General features: G+C 67.5%; 25 protein-coding genes and 2 pseudogenes. 18 read left to right on the forward strand and 9 right to left on the reverse strand.

Going from position 1 to position 23,084, the window contains the following annotated elements; translation table 11 throughout:
• Positions 1 to 147 precede the first annotated feature (147 nt).
• Entirely contained in the window at positions 148 to 2,922 is a 2,775-nt protein-coding gene (locus AB0J87_RS33320) for a LuxR C-terminal-related transcriptional regulator (RefSeq protein ID WP_363971551.1), read from the forward strand.
• Positions 2,923 to 2,937: 15 nt separating this feature from the next.
• Here the strand turns inward: AB0J87_RS33320 and AB0J87_RS33325 are convergent, their stop codons facing one another.
• Positions 2,938 to 3,591 (reverse strand): hypothetical protein, encoded by a 654-nt coding sequence (locus AB0J87_RS33325; RefSeq protein ID WP_363971553.1) that lies wholly within the window; start codon positions 3,589 to 3,591, stop codon positions 2,938 to 2,940.
• A gap of 213 nt (positions 3,592 to 3,804) precedes the next feature.
• Here AB0J87_RS33325 and AB0J87_RS33330 point away from each other — a divergent pair, with 213 nt between their 5' ends.
• The 6 genes from AB0J87_RS33330 to AB0J87_RS33355 all read left to right on the forward strand — a co-directional run bounded on the left by AB0J87_RS33330 (position 3,805) and on the right by AB0J87_RS33355 (position 7,252).
• Positions 3,805 to 4,527 carry a sulfotransferase family protein gene (locus AB0J87_RS33330; protein WP_363971555.1) on the forward strand — a complete coding sequence of 241 codons (723 nt, stop codon included), beginning with the start codon at positions 3,805 to 3,807 and terminating at the stop codon, positions 4,525 to 4,527.
• Between the two features lie 49 nt (positions 4,528 to 4,576).
• Positions 4,577 to 5,185, forward strand: a complete 609-nt coding sequence (locus AB0J87_RS33335; RefSeq protein ID WP_363971557.1) for a TetR family transcriptional regulator — start codon at positions 4,577 to 4,579, stop codon at positions 5,183 to 5,185.
• A 10-nt stretch (positions 5,186 to 5,195) separates the two neighbouring features.
• Positions 5,196 to 5,807 (forward strand): SET domain-containing protein-lysine N-methyltransferase, encoded by a 612-nt coding sequence (locus AB0J87_RS33340; RefSeq protein ID WP_363971559.1) that lies wholly within the window; start codon positions 5,196 to 5,198, stop codon positions 5,805 to 5,807.
• A complete protein-coding gene (locus tag AB0J87_RS33345) occupies positions 5,768 to 6,256 on the forward strand; it encodes a hypothetical protein (RefSeq protein ID WP_363971561.1) in 489 nt (162 codons plus the stop codon). The genes AB0J87_RS33340 and AB0J87_RS33345 overlap by 40 nt, the downstream gene beginning before the upstream one ends.
• A 52-nt stretch (positions 6,257 to 6,308) precedes the next feature.
• Complete coding sequence (locus AB0J87_RS33350) at positions 6,309 to 6,716, forward strand: RNA-binding S4 domain-containing protein (protein WP_363971563.1); 408 nt, start codon at positions 6,309 to 6,311, stop codon at positions 6,714 to 6,716.
• Positions 6,717 to 6,904: 188 nt separating this feature from the next.
• Positions 6,905 to 7,252: a hypothetical protein gene (locus AB0J87_RS33355; protein ID WP_363971565.1), complete on the forward strand. Its 348-nt coding sequence runs from the start codon at positions 6,905 to 6,907 to the stop codon at positions 7,250 to 7,252.
• A 69-nt stretch (positions 7,253 to 7,321) separates the two neighbouring features.
• Here the strand turns inward: AB0J87_RS33355 and AB0J87_RS33360 are convergent, their stop codons facing one another.
• Both AB0J87_RS33360 and AB0J87_RS33365 read right to left on the reverse strand, forming a co-directional pair.
• A complete protein-coding gene (locus tag AB0J87_RS33360) occupies positions 7,322 to 7,735 on the reverse strand; it encodes a hypothetical protein (protein WP_363971567.1) in 414 nt (137 codons plus the stop codon).
• 155 nt (positions 7,736 to 7,890) lie between these two features.
• Positions 7,891 to 9,150 (reverse strand): cytochrome P450, encoded by a 1,260-nt coding sequence (locus AB0J87_RS33365; RefSeq protein WP_363971569.1) that lies wholly within the window; start codon positions 9,148 to 9,150, stop codon positions 7,891 to 7,893.
• Between the two features lie 263 nt (positions 9,151 to 9,413).
• Here AB0J87_RS33365 and AB0J87_RS33370 point away from each other — a divergent pair, with 263 nt between their 5' ends.
• On the forward strand, positions 9,414 to 10,439 hold the full coding sequence (locus AB0J87_RS33370; RefSeq protein WP_363971571.1) for a M36 family metallopeptidase: 1,026 nt from the start codon (positions 9,414 to 9,416) through the stop codon (positions 10,437 to 10,439).
• 633 nt (positions 10,440 to 11,072) lie between these two features.
• Here AB0J87_RS33370 and AB0J87_RS33375 read toward each other — a convergent pair.
• Both AB0J87_RS33375 and AB0J87_RS33380 read right to left on the reverse strand, forming a co-directional pair.
• A complete protein-coding gene (locus AB0J87_RS33375) occupies positions 11,073 to 11,489 on the reverse strand; it encodes a DUF4189 domain-containing protein (RefSeq protein WP_363971573.1) in 417 nt (138 codons plus the stop codon).
• 466 nt (positions 11,490 to 11,955) lie between these two features.
• Positions 11,956 to 13,095, reverse strand: a complete 1,140-nt coding sequence (locus AB0J87_RS33380; protein ID WP_363971575.1) for a helix-turn-helix domain-containing protein — start codon at positions 13,093 to 13,095, stop codon at positions 11,956 to 11,958.
• Between the two features lie 134 nt (positions 13,096 to 13,229).
• On the opposite strand from AB0J87_RS33380, the gene AB0J87_RS33385 reads away from it, so the two are divergent.
• From AB0J87_RS33385 to AB0J87_RS33400, 4 genes and pseudogenes are all read left to right on the forward strand, one after another.
• A complete protein-coding gene (locus tag AB0J87_RS33385; protein ID WP_363971577.1) occupies positions 13,230 to 14,555 on the forward strand; it encodes an aminotransferase class I/II-fold pyridoxal phosphate-dependent enzyme in 1,326 nt (441 codons plus the stop codon).
• Between the two features lie 35 nt (positions 14,556 to 14,590).
• Entirely contained in the window at positions 14,591 to 15,757 is a 1,167-nt protein-coding gene (locus AB0J87_RS33390) for an acetamidase/formamidase family protein (RefSeq protein ID WP_363971578.1), read from the forward strand.
• A gap of 148 nt (positions 15,758 to 15,905) precedes the next feature.
• On the forward strand, positions 15,906 to 16,439 hold the full coding sequence (locus tag AB0J87_RS33395; RefSeq protein WP_363971580.1) for a hypothetical protein: 534 nt from the start codon (positions 15,906 to 15,908) through the stop codon (positions 16,437 to 16,439).
• 555 nt (positions 16,440 to 16,994) lie between these two features.
• Positions 16,995 to 17,820, forward strand: a pseudogene (locus AB0J87_RS33400) (IS5 family transposase).
• 223 nt (positions 17,821 to 18,043) lie between these two features.
• On the opposite strand, the gene AB0J87_RS33405 reads toward AB0J87_RS33400, so the two are convergent.
• Positions 18,044 to 18,433, reverse strand: a complete 390-nt coding sequence (locus tag AB0J87_RS33405) for a hypothetical protein (protein WP_363971582.1) — start codon at positions 18,431 to 18,433, stop codon at positions 18,044 to 18,046.
• A gap of 178 nt (positions 18,434 to 18,611) precedes the next feature.
• Between AB0J87_RS33405 and AB0J87_RS33410 the strand changes: the two genes are divergently transcribed.
• The 5 genes from AB0J87_RS33410 to AB0J87_RS33430 all read left to right on the forward strand — a co-directional run bounded on the left by AB0J87_RS33410 (position 18,612) and on the right by AB0J87_RS33430 (position 21,141).
• Complete coding sequence (locus AB0J87_RS33410) at positions 18,612 to 18,734, forward strand: hypothetical protein (RefSeq protein ID WP_355200006.1); 123 nt, start codon at positions 18,612 to 18,614, stop codon at positions 18,732 to 18,734.
• Positions 18,735 to 18,938: 204 nt separating this feature from the next.
• On the forward strand, positions 18,939 to 19,130 hold the full coding sequence (locus AB0J87_RS33415) for a hypothetical protein (RefSeq protein WP_363971584.1): 192 nt from the start codon (positions 18,939 to 18,941) through the stop codon (positions 19,128 to 19,130).
• A 42-nt stretch (positions 19,131 to 19,172) separates the two neighbouring features.
• Complete coding sequence (locus AB0J87_RS33420) at positions 19,173 to 19,511, forward strand: hypothetical protein (protein ID WP_363971586.1); 339 nt, start codon at positions 19,173 to 19,175, stop codon at positions 19,509 to 19,511.
• A gap of 561 nt (positions 19,512 to 20,072) precedes the next feature.
• Positions 20,073 to 20,660, forward strand: coding sequence for a hypothetical protein (locus tag AB0J87_RS33425; protein WP_363971588.1), 588 nt, complete (start codon positions 20,073 to 20,075; stop codon positions 20,658 to 20,660).
• Between the two features lie 7 nt (positions 20,661 to 20,667).
• On the forward strand, positions 20,668 to 21,141 hold the full coding sequence (locus tag AB0J87_RS33430; RefSeq protein ID WP_363971590.1) for a hypothetical protein: 474 nt from the start codon (positions 20,668 to 20,670) through the stop codon (positions 21,139 to 21,141).
• Positions 21,142 to 21,303: 162 nt separating this feature from the next.
• Here the strand turns inward: AB0J87_RS33430 and AB0J87_RS33435 are convergent, their stop codons facing one another.
• Positions 21,304 to 21,618, reverse strand: a complete 315-nt coding sequence (locus AB0J87_RS33435; protein ID WP_363971592.1) for an IS3 family transposase — start codon at positions 21,616 to 21,618, stop codon at positions 21,304 to 21,306.
• Positions 21,602 to 21,859: pseudogene (locus tag AB0J87_RS33440) on the reverse strand (IS30 family transposase); the annotation flags it as partial. The gene AB0J87_RS33435 and the pseudogene AB0J87_RS33440, both read right to left, overlap by 17 nt.
• Between AB0J87_RS33440 and AB0J87_RS33445 the strand changes: the two are divergent.
• Positions 21,824 to 22,741 (forward strand): transposase, encoded by a 918-nt coding sequence (locus AB0J87_RS33445; protein WP_363971594.1) that lies wholly within the window; start codon positions 21,824 to 21,826, stop codon positions 22,739 to 22,741. The pseudogene AB0J87_RS33440 and the gene AB0J87_RS33445 overlap by 36 nt on opposite strands.
• Here the strand turns inward: AB0J87_RS33445 and AB0J87_RS33450 are convergent.
• On the reverse strand, positions 22,695 to 23,078 hold the full coding sequence (locus AB0J87_RS33450; RefSeq protein WP_363971596.1) for a transposase: 384 nt from the start codon (positions 23,076 to 23,078) through the stop codon (positions 22,695 to 22,697). The two genes, AB0J87_RS33445 and AB0J87_RS33450, sit on opposite strands and share 47 nt — an antisense overlap.
• Positions 23,079 to 23,084: the final 6 nt, after the last annotated feature.

Here is a 23,084-nt window from a genome sequence, read left to right on the forward strand (position 1 = left end):
CAAAGACGGGTGGCCCAACGGTTCCTCACGGCGGCGACCGTAATCGCGGCCCGTCCGTCCCACATCAGTACGGATGACGTGGATCAAGCACGTCTGAATGTTCCCGGTTAGGTATGAGATCAACTACGAGTCCGGTACTCTCGCCTCGTGCTGCACGGGCGGATCGCGGAGCAGGCCGGAATCACGCGACTTCTCGCTGGTGAGAGCGGCGCCTTGATGGTCCGCGGGGAAGCCGGGGCGGGCAAGAGCGCGTTGCTCGACTTCGCGGCCGAGATCGCCCGTGATCAAATCGTGCTGCGCGCCTCCGGCACCCCCGAGGAGTCCCACCTTCCGTACGGCGGCCTGCACATGCTGCTGGCGACCACCCGCCCGCACTGGAAACACCTGCCCGCCGGGCAGCGCGACCTCCTCGACCGCCTGGGCGAGCCGGAGCCCCTGGAACAGGTTCCCGGCGAACCCGCCTGGCCGCGCTCGCCGTACCTGCCGGTCTGGAACCTCCTGCGCCACCTGGCGGGACGGCGGCCCGTGCTCTGCCTGATCGACGACGCGCACTGGCTGGACCGGGAGAGCCTGGCGGTCCTGTCCTTCTGCGTCCGCCGCCTCGCCGCCGCGCGCGTGGTGATCCTGGTGGCCGCCGAGGGCGAGCTGCCCGCGCTGCGGGAGATCGACGAGCTGGACCTGCGGGGTGTCGACAGGCAGGCGGCGCTGGACATCGTCGCCGAGTGCCGGCCGGGCATCGTCCCGCAGGTGCGCGAGCGGATCGTCGCGGATGCTCGCGGCAATCCGCTGGCCCTGCGCGAGCTGGCCGCGGGGATCGGCCCCGCGCAGGTCGAGGGCAGGCTGTCGCCGCTGGGCCTCCACACCGGCTGGCCCGGACGTTCGCGGCGGGCCGACCAGCTGTACGGCGAGCGCTTACGCGCGCTGCCCGACCGGACCCGCTCACTCCTCCTGCTGGCCGCCGCCGACCCCGCGGCCTCCCTCTCCGAGCTCCTCGCCGCCGCCCGAGCGATGCCCGCCTTTCAGCCCCGGCTCGTCGCCACCGCCGGAGCGATGCCCGGCCCTCAGCCCGAGCTCCTCGCCGCCGCCCGAGCGACCCCGGCCGATCTGGAGCCTGCCGAGACCGCCCAGCTGGTCGAGGTGCGGCCGACCGGACTCACCCCTCGCCACCTGCTGATCCTGGTCGCCGCCTACCAGTCCGCGCCGGTCTCGGCCCGCATCGCCGCACACCGGGCCCTGGCCGAGGCGTCGCCCGAGCGGCGGGTCTGGCATCTCGCCGCCGCCGCGCTGGAGCCGGACGAGGAGATCGCGCGCGAGCTGGCGGCCATCGGGACGTCGTCGGCGCTGGAGCGCGCGGCCGAGCTGACCGCCGACCCCGAGCTACGCGCCCGGCACCATGCCGCCGCCGCGCTCGCCGCGTGCGACGCGGGGCACCTGCGCCGCGCGGCGGACCTGGCGACCCGCGCGTCCAAGCTGAGTACCGCACCCTCGACGCTGGCCTCGGCCGCCCGCGTGCTGGCCACCGTGGAGGCCGAGATCGGCTCGCCGGCCAAGGCCGCACGGATGCTGCTGGACTCGGTGGCCAGGATCGACGACGACGACCACGCGACGGCCATCGTCATGATCGCCGACGCGATCCGCCTGTTCGGCTACAGCGGCGACGAGGGGCTGGCCGGCCAGATCGCCGCCGCCGTCTGGGCGGCGCCGGCGGCTTCGCAGGTCGCGTGGCCGGAGACCCAGCCCACCTGGTCCGCTCCCCTGGCCCGGTCGCTGCCCCCGCTGGCGAAGATCATGGCGGGTGGCCCGTTCAGCGGCTTCGCCGCCGTCGGCGAGCTGGTCGAGCACACGCCCGCCCTGGCCACCCAGCAGGCCATCACCGCCACCTCTTTGGGCCTGATGGCCGCCGACGCCGGCGCGGCGCTCCGGCTCACCTCCACGCTGGTGACCGACTGCCGTCACCAGGACCTGATGGGGCTCCTGCCGTACGCGCTGCAGCTCCAGTCCCACGCACTCCTGCTGAGCGGCCGCAACGCCGAAGCCCTCAGGCAGGCCACCGAGGGGCTGAAGCTCGCCGGTGAGCTCGGCCAGACCCACCGGGTCGGCCACCTGAGCGGCGTGGTCGCGCTGATCGCCGCGATGAACGGCGACGAGAAGCGCTGCCGGGCCTACGCCGAGTCGAGCCTGGCCCACTGCGCCGACCACGACGCGCCGGCCAGCGCGGCGCTGGCCACCTGGGCGCTCGGCCTGCTGGAGCTGGGGCTGGGCCGGGCGGGCGCCGCTGTGAACCTCCTCGAGCGCGTGGTCATCGGCCCGGCGCACCACCCGGTGATCGCGGTCCGCTGCGCGGCCGACCTGGTCGACGCGGCGGTCCAGGCCGACCTGCCCGGCGCCGCCGTCGAGCCCCTCGCCCTGCTGGAGCAGTGGGCGAAGGACACACGCCAGCGCTGGATAGGCGCGGTGGCGCTCCGGTGCCGGGCGCTGGTCGCGCCGGACGGCGAGGCGGAACCGCTCTTCGTCGGCGCGCTCGACCTGCACGGCCCGCCCCAGGCTTCCTTCCAGCGGGCCAGGACCGAGCTCGCCTACGGACAGTGGCTCCGCCGTACCAGGCGCAGGTCCGAGGCCCGCTCCCACCTGCGGGCCGCGCATGCCGCGTTCGAACAGCTGGGCGGGCTCCCCTGGGCGGAGCGCGCCGCGACCGAGCTGAGCGCGGCCGGGGAGCCGAGCCCGGCAAAGCCGCTGCCGGAAGCCCTGCGCGGGCTGACGCCGCAGGAGCGGCACGTGGTGTTCCTCGCCGCGCAGGGGGCGTCCAACCGGGAGATCGCCGCCCGGCTCTTCCTCAGCCCGCGGACCGTCGGCTACCACCTCTACCGCGCCTTCCCCAAGCTGGGCATCACCTCGCGGACCGAGCTGGCGAACCTGCTGTAGAGGCGGCGGGCGCCCTCAGGGGTAGTACGCGGCCAGCTTGGCCTTGATCTTGGCGACGGTGCCGTCGAAGGGCATGAGCTGCGGGTCGCCGTGCCGGTAGTCGAGGAGCTGGACGGCGTACACGGCGCGACCTTGGCGGACCACGGCGACCCAGAAGTGGTACGTCAGGGTCGAGTACGGGTTGGTGGCGGCGGTGACCCGCAGGACCTCCACGCCGTCCGCCTCACCCGCCCGGGTGATGTCGAACACCGCCGAGCCGCTCTCGCCCGGCTGGTTGCGGTCGACGCAGGTCGCCAGGTCGGCCCGCCACTGCCGTTCGAAGGCGGCCGCGCCGTCCGCGCTCGGGAAGACCCAGACGTCGTTGTAGGAGTGGAACCACGTCGGCGTGGAGAATCTCGCGCTGACGCCCGCGCTCGCGCCGGTGCCGCGCCCGTACTCCCAGCAGGTCGGGCCGGTGACGCCGGGCTCGAAGTACGGGTTGACCCACGGGTCCCCGTACGACTCGCCGGCCGGGGGCTGATCCGCCTTGGTCAGCAGCACGCCGCGGTCGACTCCGGCCTGGGCGGTCGAGGCCAGTGGGACGGAGGCGGTCGCGGGGAGGGCGGTGAGGAGCATCGCGCAGACGACGGTGGCACCGCTCAGAGCAGCCCGGACTGCGGATAAATGCATGTGGTGTCCTCTCTCCGAAACTTGACTCCATTGATCATCCGATGTCATGCGGGAGAGTCATGCAGATTCGGCAATCGTGATCGAAGCGCAACAAAGATCACGGGCATCGCGGCATGATCCCCTACCGGCGAAAAAATGTACAGCCGTTGAGTTTTGTTGCCCGTCCTCCTAGCCTGAGGGCGACCGTCATCGCGGACGACAGGGGAACTCGGCATGATGAAAGTCATCGGCGCGGGCCTTCCACGCACCGGCACCACGTCAATGAAAGCCGCGTTGGAGCGGCTGGGCTTCACCCCCTGCTACCACATGGTCGAGGTGATGACCCATCCCGGCCACGTCGATCACTGGCTGGAGGCCACCGCCGGGAAGGTCCGGACCCGAGAGGACTGGGACCGGGTCTTCGAGGACGGCTACCAGGCGGAGGTGGACTGGCCCGCCAGCTTCTACTGGCGGGAGCTGGCCGACGCCTATCCCGAGGCGAAAGTCATCCTCACCGTACGTGACCCGCACAAGTGGGACCCGAGCATCCGGATGCTGCTCTCCGGCGAGAACCGTCCGGCCCCTTCGGACGAGATGCCCGAGCAGATCCGCCGGCTCTTCACGACCATGCAGCGCATGCGGCCCGCTCTGGACCAGATGGGGCGCTCCCTTTTCGGCCCCGACTGGACCTTCGGGAACGACCCCGGCGACGAGGAGCTGGTCGTCGCGGCCTTCAACCGGCACGTGGAGACGGTGAAGCAGAGCATCCCGGCGGATCGGCTGCTGGTGTTCGACGTGCGGGAGGGGTGGGAGCCGCTGTGCGCCTTCCTCGGCGTGGACGTCCCGGTCGACGAGCCGTTCCCGCATCTGAACGACGCCGAGTCGATGCGGCAGGCGTTCGAGCGGATGAAGGCGGGCGACATGTCCGGCTTCCCGCTCGGGCGGCCCGGCGGCTGACAGGCCGGTAGTCGATAGCATCGGCCTGCGCAGGAAGAGGTGACCAGCAGTGACCGATGTCATCGAGCAGGCCGGCAACGGTGAGAGAAAGGGCGAGCGCACCCGCCGCCGCATCCTGGAGGCAGGGCGGCGGGTGTTCGGCGAGGTGGGCTACGACCGCGCCACCATCCGGGCCATCGCCGCCGAGGCGCAGGTGGACAAGTCCTCGGTGATCCAGTATTTCGGCACCAAGGAGCGACTCTTCCGCGAGGCCCTCGACCTCCGCATCAACGTGGACGCGCTCACTGTCGAGGGTGACCCGGCGGCCTCGGCGGAAAGGTACCTGCGCGCCATGCTCGAACGCTGGGCCGCCGCCCCCGACAGCCCCATGGCCGTGCTCCTGCGTACCAGCCTGACCAGCGATGAGGCCGCCGACCTGCTACGCAGGCACATCACCGCCGAGGCCATCGACCGCATCGCCTTCCACCTGGAGGGCCCGGACCCCCGGCTGCGGGCGGCGCTGGCCGGGGCCGTCATGTTCGGCATCACCTTCCACCGCCACCTGCTGCGCACTCCCGATCTGGCCGGCGCCCCGCTGGACGACGTCCTGCGCCTGGCCGTCCCGCTCATCCACGAACTCCTCGCACCGCCGCCCGCGACCGCCACACAGGAACCCTGACGGCCCGCCCATGATGAGCTGGACCTACGAGGCCGAATGTTGGCTCACCTCAAGCGCTCGGCCCCGGCTCTCCTCGATCCACGGCACCGGTCTGTTCGCCGTCAAGCAGATCCGCCAGGACGAGGTCGTGATGCGGCTCGGCGGACGCGTCATCGGCGATGAGACCCTGGCCCGCCTCACACCGCCCTACAGCAGCCTCACCGTCGCCGAAGGCGTCCACCTGCTTCTCGATCCCGCTCACCCGGTGCGCTACGGCAACCACTCCTGCGACCCCACTCTCTGGCACCGTGACGCGACAACGGTGATCGCACGACGCGACATCGATCCAGGCGAGGAGCTCACCATCGACTACGCCACGCACACCGGTGTCGAAGCGTGGTCGATGGCCTGCCGTTGTGACACGCCTTCGTGCCGTCGCGTCGTCACCGGCCACGACTGGCGGCTGCCACGGCTGCAGGCCGCCTACGGCACCATTGGAGCCCGCCCCTGCTCGAACGTATCGAGGCGACCTCTAAGGTCAGCGACCAGCCGGAGTGACCACAACCCCCGGCGGGGAGAAGTGCTTTCTGCGACGATGGCCGCATGGACGGGAGGGGCCAGGACCACACGGTCAACGTCGTGACCGGCGACGTACACGGGGCCCTCGTCCAGGCCGGGTCCGTCAGCGGCGGCGTCCACGTCCACATGCCGGCGCACCGCTCCGCCTCGCCGCGGAGCCGGGCTGCCGAGCGGCCGTCGTGGCTGGCCCGTCTGTCCGACGGCACGGCCGGCGTACTGCTGGGCCCGCGCCGGATTCTCGCCCTCGGGTCTCCGTCGTCGGCCGAGATACTGGCCGACCTGCCTTTCGGCGGGGTACACGGGCGTTCGGCCACGGTCGCGCTGCGCGGGTCCACCGCCACGGTGCTGGAGTTGGCCGAGCCCGTCGACGTCATCGGGGCGCCGTTGGCCGCGCCGGCCCTCGGCGAGGGGCACGAGTTCGTGCTCGTCATCGGGATCCAGAACGACATCGCCGTCATCGAGACCGAGATCCAGGGCGTCGTCCCGGAACTCGGCACGCCGTCCGAGCCGTGAGCCTCCTGTCGCGCGATCGACGGGTTGTCACGTCACTCAGTACAGTGTCGGGGTGTCAGGTGAGCAGGTGAGTGCGCGGGTGGACAGCTGGATCTGGTCGGTGCGGCTGACCAGGACCCGTTCGATCGCGTCCGACGCCTGCCGGGGCGGTCACGTCCGGGTCAACGGGGTACGGGTCAAGCCCGCGCACGTCGTCCGGGTCGGTGATGAGGTCCGGCTGCGGCACGAGGGGCGCGAACGCATTGTGGTCGTCTCCCGGATCATCACCAAGCGCGTCGGCGCCGCCGTGGCCGCCGAGTGCTACGTCGACAAGAGCCCTCCGCCTCCTCCGCGCGAGGAGACGGTGACGGTGGCCGTCCGGGCTCGTGGCGCGGGCCGTCCCACCAAACGCGAACGCCGCAGCATCGACAAGCTGCTCGGACGCCGGGCGGCCGAGGAGCGGGGGCCCGCCCCCGAGTGAACCCGGCCATTCGTCTGAACCCTCACATCAGCGGACCCGGCCGGGTCACCCCTGTGCCGCGTCAGAACGCAGCCATGATGGCTCTGACCTGTGGTTGGACGGGCCCCGTCCCTGCAGACAAGATCGCGTCTTGTGCTTGTCCGCCTGCTTGACTGGGCCGATCGAGCCGTCCTGGCGGCCTTGGCCCGGTGGCTGCCGGCGTGGCATCGTCGTTTGCTACGACGGGCCTGGACCTACCCACATCGGCCTTCTTCCACGTTGGGACGATCTTCCTGCAGCGCCTGGATCAGGACGGTCGCGCCAAGTGCACCGACCGCATGCTGATCTACGGTGAACGTCGCCTGCGCTCGGTTCTGAACGAGTACATCGATCACTACCACGGCCACCGACCACCCGATCAAAACGAACAGGCAGTGGTGTCCATGGAAGGCCAGATCGAACACCACGAGATACTCGGAGGAGCGATCAACGAGTACCGCCGAGCCGCCTGGCCCGATCAGCGAAACCCCAGATCAGACCCTACGCGCGAGTTATGACGCGCTGCACCACTGGCTGATCGTTCGCTCGGACTGCGACAACCTCTCCTCCTGCTTTTCGCTCGCGGGTCAGGCCAGGGTTGAGAAGTCCGGGGAGGTGGAGACGGTCATGATGGCTCCCACCGCCGTGATCATCGTCGGCCCGACCAGCCTTAGCCAGTACAAGTCAGGCAGACCGTCGAAACGAGTCACCAGTCCGTCGGCTTCACTGGGCCATGTCGTGGCCGTGCGCAACAGCGGCGTGAGAGTGATCTCGTCGACGAGTGACGATGCGATGTCCGGACCCTTGTCGACGGTGACGTGCCGCACGTCCTCCAGCAGCAGGCTCACCATCGGCCATTTCAGGGTCTGGACGATCTTTATGTCGAGATAGTCGCGCTCGCCGAGAGCTGCGAAGGCCACCGTGTCGAGGAAGCCACCGGCGCAGTGCGCAAGCACCGCGCCGGCTCGCTCACAGGTCATCTGGACCGTGTTGTCCACCATGGGTTGCTCAGCATTGCAGGTTCTCGCCCGTGTGGTGGGACAACAGGGCGTACGAGCACGGCCGACATCACTCACGATCATTCCACCGATGACGACAGCCACCCCTGATCCTGTCTCCGCTGTTGCGGTCGGCGGTCTCGCCCGAGTCGGCACGCTCAGCCGTCCTTCATGACGTAGCGGATGGGGAGGCGTTTGAGCCCGCCGACGAATGTGGTGGCGGTCCACACAGGCTCGCCGCCGAGCTCGACGCTCGCCAGCCTGGGGACGAGTTCGGCGAAGAGCGCGCGGATCTCCATGCGGGCGAGCGCGGCGCCCAGGCAGTAGTGGATGCCGAAGCCGAAGGCCAGGTGCCTGTTGGGGTCGCGGCCGACGTCGAAGCGGAACGGTTCGGCGAAGACCTCCTCGTCCCTGTTGGCCGACGGGTACGACAGCAGCACGGATTCGCCCTTCCTGATTGGCGTGCCGTTGACCTGCGTGTCAGCGGAGGCGGTGCGCATGAACTCCTTCACAGGGCTCACCCACCGGATCATCTCCTCGACGGCCGTCGGCAGCAGGCCGGGGTCGTCCCGCAGTCGCCGCAGCTCGTCCGGGTGCCGGATGAGCGCCTCCAGGCCGCCCGCGATGGTGGAGCTGGTGGTGTCGTGCCCGGCCGTGGCAATGAGGATGTAGTAGGAGGCGGCGGTGTTGTCGTCCAGCGGCCGGCCGTCGATGCGGGCGTTGGCGATCTCCGAGGTGAGGTCGCCAGTCGGCCTGGCCCTGCGCTCGGCCGTCAGCTCGTGGAAGTAGGCGAAGAGGTCCTCCAGCACGGAGGTGTGGCCCTGCGGACTGCCGCCGCGCCCGGTCTCCTCGTCGTGCTGGCCGAACAGCTCCTGCGTGAGCCGCAGCATGCGCGGGAAGTCCGACTCGGGCAGGCCCAGCAGGGTAAGGATGACGTAGAGCGGATAGTGCACGGCGACTTGGCGGGCGAAGTCGCACGCGCCGCCGTACTCTGCCATCCGGTCCACGTGCAGGCGGGCGAGCTCTCGGACCCGCATCTCCAGGGCACGCATGGCCTTGGGGCGGAACCAGTCGGCCCCGACGGCGCGCAGGACGCGGTGCTCCGGATCGTCCATATGGACGATGCTCCTCAGCGCGGTCCCCCGCGCCCGGCGCGTTTCGAGTGCGGCGTCGAGGTCCGCGGTCCTCAGCACGGGGCGCGGGGCGCTGAGCCACAGGGTGTGGTCCCGCTCGATCTCCAGCACGTCGGCGTGGCGGGTGACCGCCCAGAACGGGGTGTATCCGGGGACCTCCACGCGATGGACGGGAGATTCACGGCGCAGCAGCGCGAGTGCCTCGTGGAGGCGGGTCTCGTCGGTGTACGCGGCGGGCCTGGCAAACGTTCGCCCGGCTTCGCTCACGGACATGGTGGGGTTCACGGTGAAGCCTCCTGTCTCATCGGGTGGCGCGACGGGGGCAGTACATCCGGCCGGGAGGAGTGCCTTCCCTCCGGCGCCCTCCAGGCCAGGAGGTGCCATTCCCGCGGCGCCGCCTCCCCATGCGGGGAGTCGATTCGATCAGACGTTGACCCGGTTCTCTCTGAACGTCGATGGGGACAAACGTCGCCGCACCGACACGGGGGTGACAAAAGGATCATTTATCCCGTAAGTTCACCGGATTCCCACCAATTGGAGGATCTACGGTGAGCACCCCCCAACGTCGTATGGCTGCGGCCTGTTTGGCGTTCGGCACCATCACGGCGCTCCTCACGCCGGGCACCGCCCAGGCCACGACCGAACCGACCGCCACCGTCTTCTACCCCAACGCGGTCCAGAGCACGGGCGACGAGTCCCTCGTCGACGACCACGACCGCGACGGCGCGGCCTTCGCACCGGCGTACCGCACCGTCACCCTCACCGACCTGGACAGCTCCGGCACCCTCACCGGGCGCTACGTCACGGTCAAGAGCGAGACCGGCAAGGCCGCCAAGACCGTGAACGGGGCCTTCCCGACCTGGCACCGCGACACCGACCAGTTCGAGCAGGTCATGGGCTACTACTGGGTCACCACCGCCCAGCACTACATCCAGTCACTGGGCTTCGGGTCCCGGCTGCGCCCGGTGAACCAGCGTCAGATCGAGCTGCGGATCAACCAGTACGGCGGCGACAACTCCTTCTTCAGGGAGGACAAGGCCAACATCACCCTCGGCAAGGGTGGCGTGGACGACGCCGAGGACGGCGAGGTGATCGTCCATGAGTACGGCCACTCCGTGCAGGACGGCCAGGTGACCGGCTTCGGCACGACCCTGGAGTCGGGCGCGATCGGTGAGGCCTTCGGCGACTACCTCGCCGTGGCCGTCAGCAGCTGGAAGACCGGCGTACCCACGCGGACTCCCGAGGCATGCGTGGCCGACTGGGACTCGGTCTCCTACACGTCAAGGGCCCCGCACTGCCTGCGCCGACTGGACGGCACCAAGCACTACCCCGAGGACATGGTCGGCGAGGTGCACGCGGACGGCGAGATCTGGTCGTCAGCCCTGTACGACATCCGCACCAGGCTTGGTGACACGCTGGGCAGCACGGTCATCATCGACGCGCAGTTCGACTTCGCCAAGGACACCACCTTCAAGGCGGCGGCCGAGGCCGCGGTGAACGCGGCACAACGGCACGGCGGTGACACTGCCGCGGCAGCCGTACGTGCCGCGTTCACCTCCAGAGGGCTTCTCTAGCTCTGCCGGAGCGCGGGCATCGAGATCGGGACGGAGTAGGCGGTGGCACCTCCGCCTACTCCGCCCTCACACGGCCTCCAGCCCATGGCCGAGGACGGCCATGGGCTTCACGAGGAGCGCTGTTTTGACCTGCGAGGCTCAGTCCGAAGAGCATGAGGCTGAGGAGCACCAAGCTGCTGGTCAGGGTCGCCTGGGATCGTACGCCGTTACTCGGGTGTTCACCGGCGCCGGCCTGCGGGTCATCAAGAGTCCACCGCAGAGCCATCCTCGGCGGCCTCATCCACGAGTACCAGATCGGCAGCTGACGAGGCGTTCAACAACCGGCATCGGGCCCATCAAGTCCTGGCTCAGGCGGCTCCGCTAAGCGCCGTCCCGGATCCGGCTGGAATCGTCGACCTGAACGTACGCCGACGAGACCGGCTGGGTGGGGTTCTTCACGAATACTCCCGTGCCGCTTGAACTGCACGGACGGAGTTTTCGGCAGGCGCACTGTTCAACGCCGTCACCGGCCACGCACCGTCCCTGGAACACGCCGCCCACTGGTCACCCTGGCGACGCCGCCACCAAGCACGCGCCCGCCTGACCACCGCATACATCCAGCTCAACCAACCAAAAATGGCTGCCGTACCAGCGTTATCCCCATCGCCTGGTGCATTGATAGGCGATCCAGCGACCGCCGCCCGCATTGGCTACGGCGTTCCTCTTCGCCCTGGCGGGCGTGCTCCCCCTGCCGCCCCAAAAGACGTTTCTCCTGGAATTGTAGGCGACGGCGCCGCACCCGTTGACGAAGGTGACAAGGACTTTGCAGCTGGAGCGGCCGCATTCTCTCAGTGCCCGCCGTTTGGCGGAAGCCAGTGTTCTGTAGTCCCAGGACCTGCCGGTCCGGCCGTTCCGCGCCACAGCGATGGCACCGTAATAATAACGTGCTTGACTTTCCCCCGCAGTAGCCGATGTAGCCGCAACAGCTGCCACGGGAGACGCCGTAGCCAGCACCCCGCTCGCCATAAAGACGCAAGCGGCCATAGCAGTGAGCCTCTTGCCTAGCTGCATGATGTCTTCCCTTCGTGCCGTCCAAGCGGACGGCAGCGTGATTCGTGAGGAGAGTCTGTATTGTGCCACTTGCAAACCACTTAAACCGATAGATGCTCATGGGAGCAATGTGAAGGCCGTCAGCGGAACGGGCAGGAGTTGAGCCGCTTGCGCGCCTCGCGGAGCGGCGCCGAGCCAATCCCGTTGCATAGGGCTTGAGCTGCACGTTCTTCAAAGCGCCTATGCGCGTCCCGCTCAGAAACACGATTTCGTGCTCTGAACTGGGATTTTGCTGTGCGCGGATCGGAACGGTCGCGGCGTCATCGGAGCGATCAACCGCGGTGGGGAGGCTCTTGTCCACGTGACAGGACCTGAGCCACGGCGGCGCTCCCAAACCCGCGTGTGATCGCCGCTCCCGGAGCGGGGACCGTCAACGACCCGCCGGAGGAGAACGTCGTGGCGGTCACGATCAATGTCTCCGCTCAGATCACCAGGAGTGCCCGTTTGAGGGCCGGCCGCTGAGACGACGTGCCTTCAAGGCGAGGTGCAGGTGGGAGCGCACCAGCCCGTCGCGAAGATCCGCCCCGAGGGTCGTGGCTATCCGGTCGAGCCGGTAGTACACCGTGGTGCGGTGCAGATGCAGCGACGCCGCCGTGCGCTGGACATCACAGCCGGCATCGAGGTACGTCTCCAGGGTCCGCACAAGCTCTTCATCGTTTTCAAGCGGGACGAGCACGGGATCAGGCCCCGGCGCGACGGGAAGCAACATGCGGTACGGCCCGGCGCCCGACCACGGTAGAACGCGCGGCAAGGCCGGATCCAGCGCGGCCACCCCGGCCGCCGCCCTGGCTTGTCCGTACGCCTCGCGCACCGCGCGAACTTCGAAAGGCACCGGGTCACCGATCCCGATGGCGAAGGGACGACGGGCGGACTTGCGCAGCGCCTCGTCCAAGGCCATGGGACCGCTGGGACCGTTGGGACCAGACAAGAGCAGGGCGGTCACGTGCGTGGGAGCGACGAAGCAAGGAAGCGCCCGCGGTAGAGCCGTGCCGAGGCGCTCCAGCTCGGCGGCGGACAAGGCGGGCACCTGCTGGCGGTGGCGACTGATCGGCACGCCGACGCAGATGAGAACCTCGGAGGAGAGCAGCGACGGCTCGAGCACAGCCAGCCGATCACGGGCTCCTTCCCCGGTTCGGTCCGGATCGAGCAACCAGCGGATCAAGTCCTCGCGCTCGTCGCCCCGCCCTGCCAGGACCCGGGCCAGTTCGGCGGCGGCACCCTGCAGCGCGCCGAGCGCAGTCTCGTCGAGCGCCTTACCGTCCGCGGAGGCCCACAGATAGCCGAGGCATCGCCCATCACGCCGGATGGGGACACAGAAGCGAGCCCGTATGCCGAGCTCGGCGTTCGGGGGCAGGCGGACGACCTTCGTGGCCTTGGAGATCCCGTACCGGTTCTGCCACTCACGAATCTCAGGCGCGACCCGGCGCGACATGACCGAGGCGACGCGGGCCGGGTCCGCGTGCGCGTCCTGCTTGCTGTAGCCGAGCATTCGGCCATCCGTCGAGTCGACGAACAGTCCGCGGCCCAGCCGCTGAGCGAGGTCTTCGAGCAGGTCTTGAAGATCCATGCATGACTCTCCCTCCGCCGTGCGACAAATGTCGAGACCGATACGGCACGATCTCGGCGTCGATCCGATGTGCCGGCCGCCTGTCGCTGCTTACCGTCGAACCGCACGAGCCCGAACCGGGAGATGAGACCGTGATGCGTGCCCGCTTTCCCCGTCCCTGGATCTCCGCCGCGACCGAACGGCTGACGCGCGAGGTAGCAGGCGCCGTGGCCGGGCGATCCCCCGCCGCCACGTTGGAGGAGATCGGCCGTCTGGTGGCCTGGAATGACCGCATTCACCAGGCTGAGGCGGTCAATCTCAATCCTGCGACGAACGTCATGAATCCCCGGGCCGAGGCGCTGCTCTCGGCTGGGCTCGGCACACGTCCCTCACTCGGCCATCCGGCCGAGAAGTACGAGACGGGCCTGGAGGCCATCGAACGGATCGAGATCATCGCCGCCGAGCTGGCCGCGCAGGTCTTCGACGCCGACTACGCCGAGGTCCGCGTCGGCTCCGGCGCGCTTGCCAACCTGTACGCCTTCATGGCGACCTGCCGCCCCGGCGACACGATCATCGTTCCACCCACGAGCGTCGGCGGCCACGTCACCCACCACGCTGAGGGCGCCGCCGGACTGTACGGACTCACCACCGTTCCCGCCCCCACCGACGTGGGCGGCTACACGGTCGACCTGACCGGGCTGCGGGAAATGGCCATGCGGTTCCGTCCGAAGTTGATCACCATTGGTGGCAGCCTCAACCTCTTCCCCCACCCGATCGCGGCCGTGCGGGAGATCGCCGACTCCGCCGGAGCACGCGTGCTCTGCGATGCCGCCCACATGTGCGGCATCATCGCCGGTGGGGTCTGGCCGAACCCGCTGCGCGAGGGCGCGCACCTGGTCACGATGAGCACGTACAAGAGCCTTGGGGGGCCGCCCGGCGGGCTGGTGGTCACGGACGATGAGGAACTGGCGCAGCGTCTTGACGCCATCGCCTACCCCGGGTTGACCGCCAACTCCGACGCCGGTCGCATCGCCGCATTGGCCGTCACGATGCTCGACTGGCAGGCGGAGGGGGCCGCCTACGCGCAGGCGATGGTGGCGAACGCGGCCCGGCTCGCGGCCGAACTGCGAGCACTGGATGTGCCGGTGTTCGCGGATGGGACCAGGTCGCACCAGTTCGCCGTGCCCGCCCACCGCTTCGGCGGAGGGCAGTGCGCCTCCCGCCGACTGCGAGTCGCCAACCTGCTCGCATGCGGCATCGGCCTGCCTATGGCGCCGGTGGCCGGCGACCTGAACGGCCTGCGGCTCGGCACCCCGGAGATCACCCGTATCGGCATGAACGAGGACGACATGCCCGCTCTGGCCGCCTTCATCGCCCGTGCTCTCGCCTCCGACAGCGTGCCGGCCACGCTGGCGGCCGAGGTCACCGCATGGCGTGCGCCCTTCACCGAAGTGCGCTTCACAGCGGTCCCTCACCAGTGAGGACCGCGTCACGCCCCCTTCGACCAGCAAGGACCATGATGGAGCCGCTTTCCCGTTACAGCGACCGCTATTTGGATGTGCCCCGGCTGACCTGCCAGGTCGGGGTCCCGCTCGCCGATCAGCCCAAGATCGGGCACAACCGCTGGCATCCCGAGATCCCACCGGCCGTGACGGTGGATCCAGGCGGCGAGGTGATCCTGGAGTCAGCCGCTTATGACGACTACCAGATCCACGACAACGGCAGTCTCGACGAGTTGCGCCACGTCGATCTGTCCCGCATGCATCCGCTGACCGGCCCGGTGCACGTCGACGGCGCACGGCCCGGTGACGTGCTGGTCGCGGAGGTGCTCGGCGTCGAACCGCTGAGCGGCATCGCCTTCGCCAACATCCTGCCCGGCACGCCCGGACTACTTGGCGAGATCTTCCCTGACGGTTATCGCTCGACGTGGTACGCCCGCGGCGGCATCGCCGAGTCGCCGGAGGTGCCAGGCGTGCGCATCCCCGCCCAGCCCCATGCCGGAACCATGGGGGTCGCGCCATCGTACGAGCTGATGCGCCTGTGGGACGAGCGCGAGAAGCCCCTGTACGCCGACGATCGCGCCTTCCCCCCGGATCCGCGCAACGCGTTGCTGCGCGGCCTCGGAGCCGACGCCGCCCGGATGGCGGCCCGAACCCAGCCGCCCCGGGAGAACGGCGGCAACATGGATATCAACACTCTCGGTCCGGGGGCCACGGTCTACTTCCCAGTGTTCGTGGAGGGCGCACTACTGTCGCTCGGCGACCACCATCTCGCGGCAGCGGACGGGGAGTGCAGCTTCAACGCGATGGAGATGGACGGCCGCACCTGGCTACGGCTGCGTCTGATCAAGAACGGCATGGCCCGTCACCGAATCACCACGCCGATCGTCCGTCCGGCGCCCCTGGTCGCGCAGTTCGGTGCCGACCGCTATCTCGGCTTCACCGGTTTCTGCTTCCGCGGCAAGGAGCAGCGGTATCAGGACGCGAGCTTCGCCGCCCAAGAGGCGGTGCGCCGGGCCGTGGACTACCTGACAGGGCTGGGCTACAGCGGCGAGCAGGCGTACGTGATCCTGAGCGTCGCGCCCGTCGAGATCCGCGTCAGCTGCATCGTCACCATTCCCAATCCGACGGTGACGCTCTACCTGCCGATCGACATCTTCGACCGGGACGTCTTGCCGAGCTGACATCCAGCCCCGGCCAGGTCGGCGATCACACCGTTCTCAGCGCTCTGTCGGCGACAGACGTGCGGCCTGTCGGTGACAGGCGTGTGGCGCGCACGGCGGCAGGAGGCCCGCGACGATCGGCCCCGGCGGCTTGCATCGCCTGCGAGTTGTGAGCGCGGTCCTCCCGCCGGCGCGTCGAGACCCGCACGAGCTGCTGTTCCAGTCGGGGATCAGCCTGGCCATCATGGCGGTGGTGTCAGTCGAGCTGGGCTGGTTGGCCGCGGACCTCGCTCGGGCGTCGGAAGGTACGGATTCCGGACTCGTGGTGTGGGGTGAGCTGGGTATCGGACGCATCCGGGGCACCGCAAAGGCGCGCTCACCGTCGAACCACGCTCGCTCTGCCCGACTGGCGGCTGCTCGTGCCGCGGAAGTGGTCCGGGAAACGCTCGCCGACCACCGGGGCCGACCGGAAGGCGTTCGTTCTGGAGTCGTTGGCGGCGGTGGGGCCGCCTCAGGATCACCTGCGCATGCGGGCGGTCGCGGAGCGGATTCGGTGGAGAGTCGAGTACGACCGGACGTTGCCGGCCGCGAGTCCGCCGCATCTCTCGCCTACTCGGTCGGCGGCCTGACCGCCATTTCAACCACCATCGCCCGCATCAAAGCCGTTCGCTTCGCCCGCCGTTGCACGAACCTGGTGAGGTGATCGACATGGCCTCCCGGATGCACCGTCGAAGGACCGTCGCTGGACTGATCAGCGAGTACCGGAAAGCGGCCTGATCGCCCTGCGAACGCCCAGTTCAGCAAATGGTACTCGCCGTTCTGGCACCCCACAGGCCGTGCTCATCCTGGTGCTCGCCCTCACCAGACACGCCCCTGCCCCAAGCCACTCCGTACCGGCGGAAGGCGGGCACAGCAGGTGAGGGGCCGGGAGCAGGCCCTGCGGGCACGTCCTTGAGCCGCTACGGCAGCGAGGACCATTGAACGGCAGGCGCCCCGGGTGGAACGCCCGTGCGGGTGCCGACAAATCAGGTCTCAGAGGGCGTTTCTCTATGTTTTGTGGCGATGTGCTGGCTTTGCGGCCAGAGACTTTGGTCCGATTCGCCCTCTAGCGATGCATTCATAGATACCAGCGCGATCATGAGAGCGCCCGTTTAGCGAGCATATACACCTCGAATTCCGTCTGATCTAGAGATGAAACAGAAACTCCATAATGGTGGAGAGCCGCCGCCGATCACACAGTACGGGGGAAAATTCTGCCATGAATGAGCAGAAGCCGTACCCCAGCGACATATCCGATGCCCGCTGGGCGTTAATCGAGCCCACCTTGACCGCCTGGCGGCAGGCCAGGCTCAACCGCCGGCCCACCGGCCAACCAGCCTCCGTCGAGCTACGGGACATCTTCAACGCGATCCTGTACGTCAACAGAACAGGAATCGCCTGGAAATACCTGCCGCACCGACTTCCCCTCCTACAACACCGTCTACACCTACTACGCAGCCTGGCGCGACGAAGGAATCTTCGCCCAGCTCAACTACGAACTGACCGGCCTGGCCCGCGTCAAGGAAGGCCGAAAAGCCGAACCAACCGCCTGCGTGATCGACACCCAGAGCGTGAAGACCTCCACCAACGTGCCCCTCACCAGCCAAGGCACCGACCCCAGCAAGAAGATCGTCGGCCGCAAGCGAGGCATCGTCACCGACACCCTAGGCATCATCCTCGCCGCGACCGTCGCCGCCGCAGGCCTGTCCGACAACGTCATCGGAATACGACTGATCAACCAAACCAAAACCGCCTACCCGACGATAACGAAAACCTGGGTCGACTCCGGCTTCAGAAACGCCGTAATCGAGCACGGCGCCACATTAGGCATCGACGTCGAAGTCGTAGCCAGAAAGCCCGAGACCCGCGGATTCCATGTCGTCAAACGCCGATGGGTCGTCGAACGCAGCCTGGGCTGGCTCATGCTCTATCGCCGCTTAACCCGCGATTATGAAACCCTCCCCTCCAACTCCCAAGCCATGATCCACCTCGCATCAATCAACAACCTCACCAAACGCATAACGGACGAGACCACCCCAACCTGACGAGGCGCCTACTAGGACATAAGCCGCAACCTACTCAAATCAAATGCCCTCTTAGGCGACCCCGCCGATACGATCCTGCACGAACTCTGACTGGTCGGCACGCTGGAGCAGGCCCGCGCCGCCCCTTGCACGCTCATCCGCAGGAAGCTGGGGCCATGATTATGCTGGCTGTCCCATAGGTGCACTGATGCAGATGGCCGAATTGTTGGAGTTCTGAATCGTCTCAGTGAGTGGCGATGAGTTTCTGTAGCTGCGGACCGCTCTGCGAAATAAGATGAGGATAATGTCGAATGAGCAGCTTTGCCACGAGATCGTCGACATTTTCCCTAAGGAGGCTGCTGTTCATGCTGAGAAGCTCTTCGCAGATGTCGAGGAAGCACCTGATCACGTCCTTGTCGTCGTCCTCCTCCACGGCTGGCATAAACACTTCGGCAACGACCTCGAGCAGATATTCGAACATGCTGATGTAGGTTTCACCGTCTTGCTCGGCCTCCGCGTCGAGCGTCTGAATGAGTCGTCGCGCAGAGGGCATCTTCCAAAGGATCTCACGAGTTCGCCGGATCTGTTCTTCCAGGCTCACAAACTCGTCGCGATCAAAGTCATTCATGGTCATCCCCGAGGGAATATTCGCCGAATACTGAAGTGATAGGTCGAGGAGGCCTCAGGCCGCTGCGCAGTGCGCCTGCCCATAATTACATCCGCCCAGGTCATGACCGTGCGAGAGCTTCGCGTGGTGTGCGCGAGCTCCGGCCATCCAGGAGACGGAACCAAGTGCGGCATGATGATCAGCCGTGCTCCTTCGCCTGGCCTACCTCACCATCACGAACACGTTCGCCGCGCTGCGGTTGCTGCCCATGGGCGATCGGGACAAGGATTCGCACCTGAGGACCGAGCCTTTCTTACCGCCCTGCTGACCTCGTTGCCCCGCGAGGTCCTGCGCCGACTGCGACTCCTCGTCCGGCCAGACACCGTCCAGCGCTGGCGCCGCGATCTGGATACAACGGCGTCATGCCCGCACCTGCCGGCCGAAGCAGCCTGGGCGCCCACCCACGGTCCGCTCCATCCGCACTCTCGTCCTGCGCCTGGTTCGGGAGAACCCCGGCTGGGGATATCGGCGGGTGCATGGTGAACTCACCACGCTCGGCATCAAGGTCGCACCGTCCACGGTCTGGGAGATCCTCAAGCAGGAAGGTCTTGATCCGGCGCCCGAGCGGGCGTCCACCACGTGGGCCGATTTCCTGCGCTCTAAAGCAGACGCACTGCTGGCCTGCGATTTCATCGAGACCATCACGCTCAGCGGCCAGCGTTAGTACGTCCTGGCTGTCATCGAGCACGCCGCTCGGCACGTCCACGTGCTGGGCACCACCGCTCACCCGAGCGGGAACCAGGTGATCCAGGCGATGAAGAATCTCGTGATGGATCTGGAAGATGCGGGCTGCCAGGCACGCTTTCTGATCCGAGACAGGGATGGGAAGTTCCCCGCCCTCATGGACGAGATCCTCGCCGACGCAGGCATCCAGACCGTACTCACCGGCATCCGAATACCTCGCATGAACTCAATCGTGGAACGCTGGGTGCAGTCCCGCCACGACCTCCTCGGCCGTTGCCTGCTCTGGAATGAACACCACCTGCGCCACGCCCTGCGCGAGTACGAACACTTCTACAACCAGCACCGAGCCACCAAGGCATGAGCCAAGCGGCTCCACTACGCTCCGTTCCGGGCCCAATCACCGATCCAGCCATGATCGACAACCTCAACGTACGCCGACGTGACCGGCTCGGAGGAGTCGTGCACGAGTACGAACATGCCACTTGAACTGCATGGATGTAATTTTCGGCAGGCGCACAGTTCTCGGAGAAGGCCACGCGGATTGATGTCAAGGACACCCAGCCCACAACAGCCAGAAAGGGGACGTTTCTTATTAATTCCGGCAATGGTGTGAGCTTTTGTTATGGAGTACCAGTAAACGGGTGTCCATAACTCGGCAGGAGTGGCATTTGATAAACCTGCAAACGGCTGTTAATCGCGCCGTCGAGCTGGCAGTCGTAGCCGAAATCCAGCCTTGCGGGCGCCGCTAGCACGTGGATCAACGCAGCGCAAGAGGTTGATTGCCATTTGTCAGCGTGAGTAACTGTCAACGCCCGACGGAAACGCCGGCAAAGACCCAGCAGCTGCACGGACGGGTGCCGCGACCAACGATCCCCGCCCGTGGAGCACCATTCGATGCAAGGGGAGCCTACCCGCTATGTCCATGAAACGCACGCTCTTACCGGCCACTCTGATCGCGCCGTTCGCGATGCTTGGCGCGCCCCCAGCATTCGCCGACGATCCTCAGCCGCTTCCGGACAATCCCAACGTTGTGGTCGGATACGACAACGAGACGGAAATCTTCCCCGCCAAAGAGGCCCCTCCCTCGATGACCATGGCCTGCCGGACGGGAGACGCCACCTACCGGGTCTCCACGTACAGCAACAGCCACAAGGCCGTCGGCCCGACGCAGTCCAATCACAACGGAACGTCCCGCGCCGCCACATCGACCTTCACCGCCACGGTGTCCGGAACCGTCTCGATCTCCTGGAACGTCTCTGGCAGCCTGAAGGTGGACAGGCTCATCGCGGGCGCCGAAGTGGCCGCAGGCGTCAACCTGTCCGCAAGCCTGACGGCCTCGTTGGGGAACCAGATCGCCGTCCCGACCCCGCCGCGCAAAACGACGCTCGCCACGTACGGCGTATGGCGCAAGAAGACCAACGGCATTTACCAGGTTTGCGGCCAAAGCCGTCGGCGACACGTGACCGCGTGGACCCCCTGGCAGGTCGGCTGGTACGTCAAGCAAAGGTGATCTCGACATGACAATCCGACAGGTAGTGCCTCTCCTTGCTTCCTGCACCATCATCGGCTTGGCGGTGGCCTGCGCGGCCCTGCCTCCAGCGAATCCGGTGCCGGACCGGCGAGGCACCACCTCGTCGGCCGTCCCGACCGAGACCGCAGTGACCACACCACCACCGCCCAACCTCACGCCACTCCGCATGCCAGGCATGGACGCGGGCACAAAAACCGTCCTCAAGGCAGGGCCGAGAAGAGGGTCCATGGTCGTCGGCGACATCCCATCCGGAAAGAACGAGCTCTGGGTGCTGTTCAACTGCCGGGGAAAGGGCAAGGCGGAGATCATCCTCGAGCCGGGCTATAACATGCCCTTCACCTGCCTCGACAACCTGATCAGCCCCATCATGAACCGGCTCGACCTCGGCCAGAGGGAGACCCTGACGGTACGAATCCAGGCCCCGGACTCAGTCGAGTGGGCCTTGCGCGTCACACGCTGAGCCTCAGAGGCGTTTCCCAAATCTGTCGCAGATACGGGAGTCAGTCTCTCCACGACCGTCCATGATCAGCTCATTTGCTCTCTGGTGTGCCCCAGGTTGAGCGGAGGTGTGTCATCCATCTGGCAGGAGACCTGTCAATCCCCTGAAAACGTGGAGACGGCCCTATGCCACAGCGGTCCTCAGCAGGGCCGATGAGGCTTTCCTCTTCTCGATCATGTGACGCTCGAATGTGACGGGCGACGAGCCGTCGTTGGCACTGTGCCGCCGGGTGATGTTGTAGAAGTCCGCGATCCAGGTCGCAATCTTTAGACGAGCCTCGACCCTGGTGCGGAACCGGTGGCGGTGCACGTACTCGACCTTGAGCGTGCTGTTGAGCGCGCAGCCGACCCGCCCCATCGACTGGACCACGCCCAGACGCCGACATAGGTCCTGGTAGCGGGCCGCGGTGTACTCCTTGGGTTCAAGGCGTCGTCGCAACACTGCTGTTCAGGAGCGAGTTTAGATGTTCGCTGAAGACCTCTGCAGGCGTCTTCCACCCGAGGGTCTTTCGGGGCCTGGTGTTGAGCGCGAATGCCACGGCCGCCAACTCCTCAGCATCCCATCGTGACAGGTCGGTGCCCTTGGGAAAGTACTGGCGCAGCAGACCATTGGTGTTCTCGTTGGTGCCACGCTGCCAGGGGCTATGAGGATCAGCGAAATAGACCAGCAAGCCGGTGTCGAAGGCACCAGCTCGCACGGCACCGCGCTCAACCGCTTCCTGCGCCGCCACGACATGCAGATCCTGGAGATCAACCGACCCGATCGGGCCCGTCGGCGGCGGCGCGGCAAGAGCGACGCCATCGACGCCGAGAACGCCGCCCGAGCCGTGCTGTCGCAAGAGGCCACTGCCATCGCCAAGACCGGTGACGGCGCCCTCGAGATGATCCGCATGCTCAAAGTCGCCAAGGATTCGGCGGTCAAGGCTCGCACGCAAGCCATCAACCAGCTGCACGCCGTCCTCATGCGCGCCGACCCGACGCTGCGCGATGCGCTCGCTGGCCTTGGGCCGACCACGCTCATCCGCACCTGCGCAGACCTGCCCGAGGATGAGCATCGCACCATCGACGACGCGGCCCGCACCGTGCTGCGCATGCTCGCCCGCCGGATCCTGGCCCTGACCGAAGAAGCTCGCGCTCACGAACGCGCACTGGTCACGATCATCACCGAACGCGCGCCGCGACTGTTGCAGCGGCACGGGATCGGACCGGACACCGCCGCCGCGCTGCTCATCACCGCCGGCGACAACCCCGACCGGCTCGGCAGCGAAGCGGCCTTCGCCGCCCTGTGTGGCGTCAACCCGATCGAGGCGTCCTCCGGCAAGACCGTCCGGCACCGGCTCAACCGCGGTGGCGACCGGCGCAGCAACAGCGCCCTCTACACGATCGTCGTGACCCGCCTTAGCCGCGACGCGCGCACCCGCGCCTACGCCGAACGCCGCACCACCGAGGGCAAATCCAAGAAAGAGATCATCCGCTGCCTCAAGCGCTACGTCGCTCGTGAAGTCTTCCCGATCATCATCCAAGCACTCTCACCTGCGGATACCTCGTCCGCTGCGGCTTGACAAGCATAGGGGCGTCGTCACGCTCGTCTTCCAGCTCGGCGCGTTCCTTCTCCCACACCGCTTTCTCATCGGCGTGCTGCTTGACCAGCGCGGCCTTCTCACGCCGCAGCCGCGCCAGCTCCTCCCGCTCGGACTCCTCCAGCGTTCCACTCCCGTCGCCGTCGCCGCCGCCGTTGTACTGCTCGGCGAGCCGATCCATCACCCGATTGTGCAGCGTGTACGGGCTGATCCCCAGATCCCGCGCCACCTGAGCCACGGACTTGCCGGTCTCCTTCACGATACGCACCGCCCCAGTCCGGAACTCCGGATCAAAGCGCCGCCGCGTGACTGCTGCCACGACCAA

The sequence above is a fragment of the Nonomuraea sp. NPDC049625 genome, from assembly GCF_040675285.1.
Lineage (GTDB): Bacteria > Actinomycetota > Actinomycetes > Streptosporangiales > Streptosporangiaceae > Nonomuraea > Nonomuraea angiospora_A.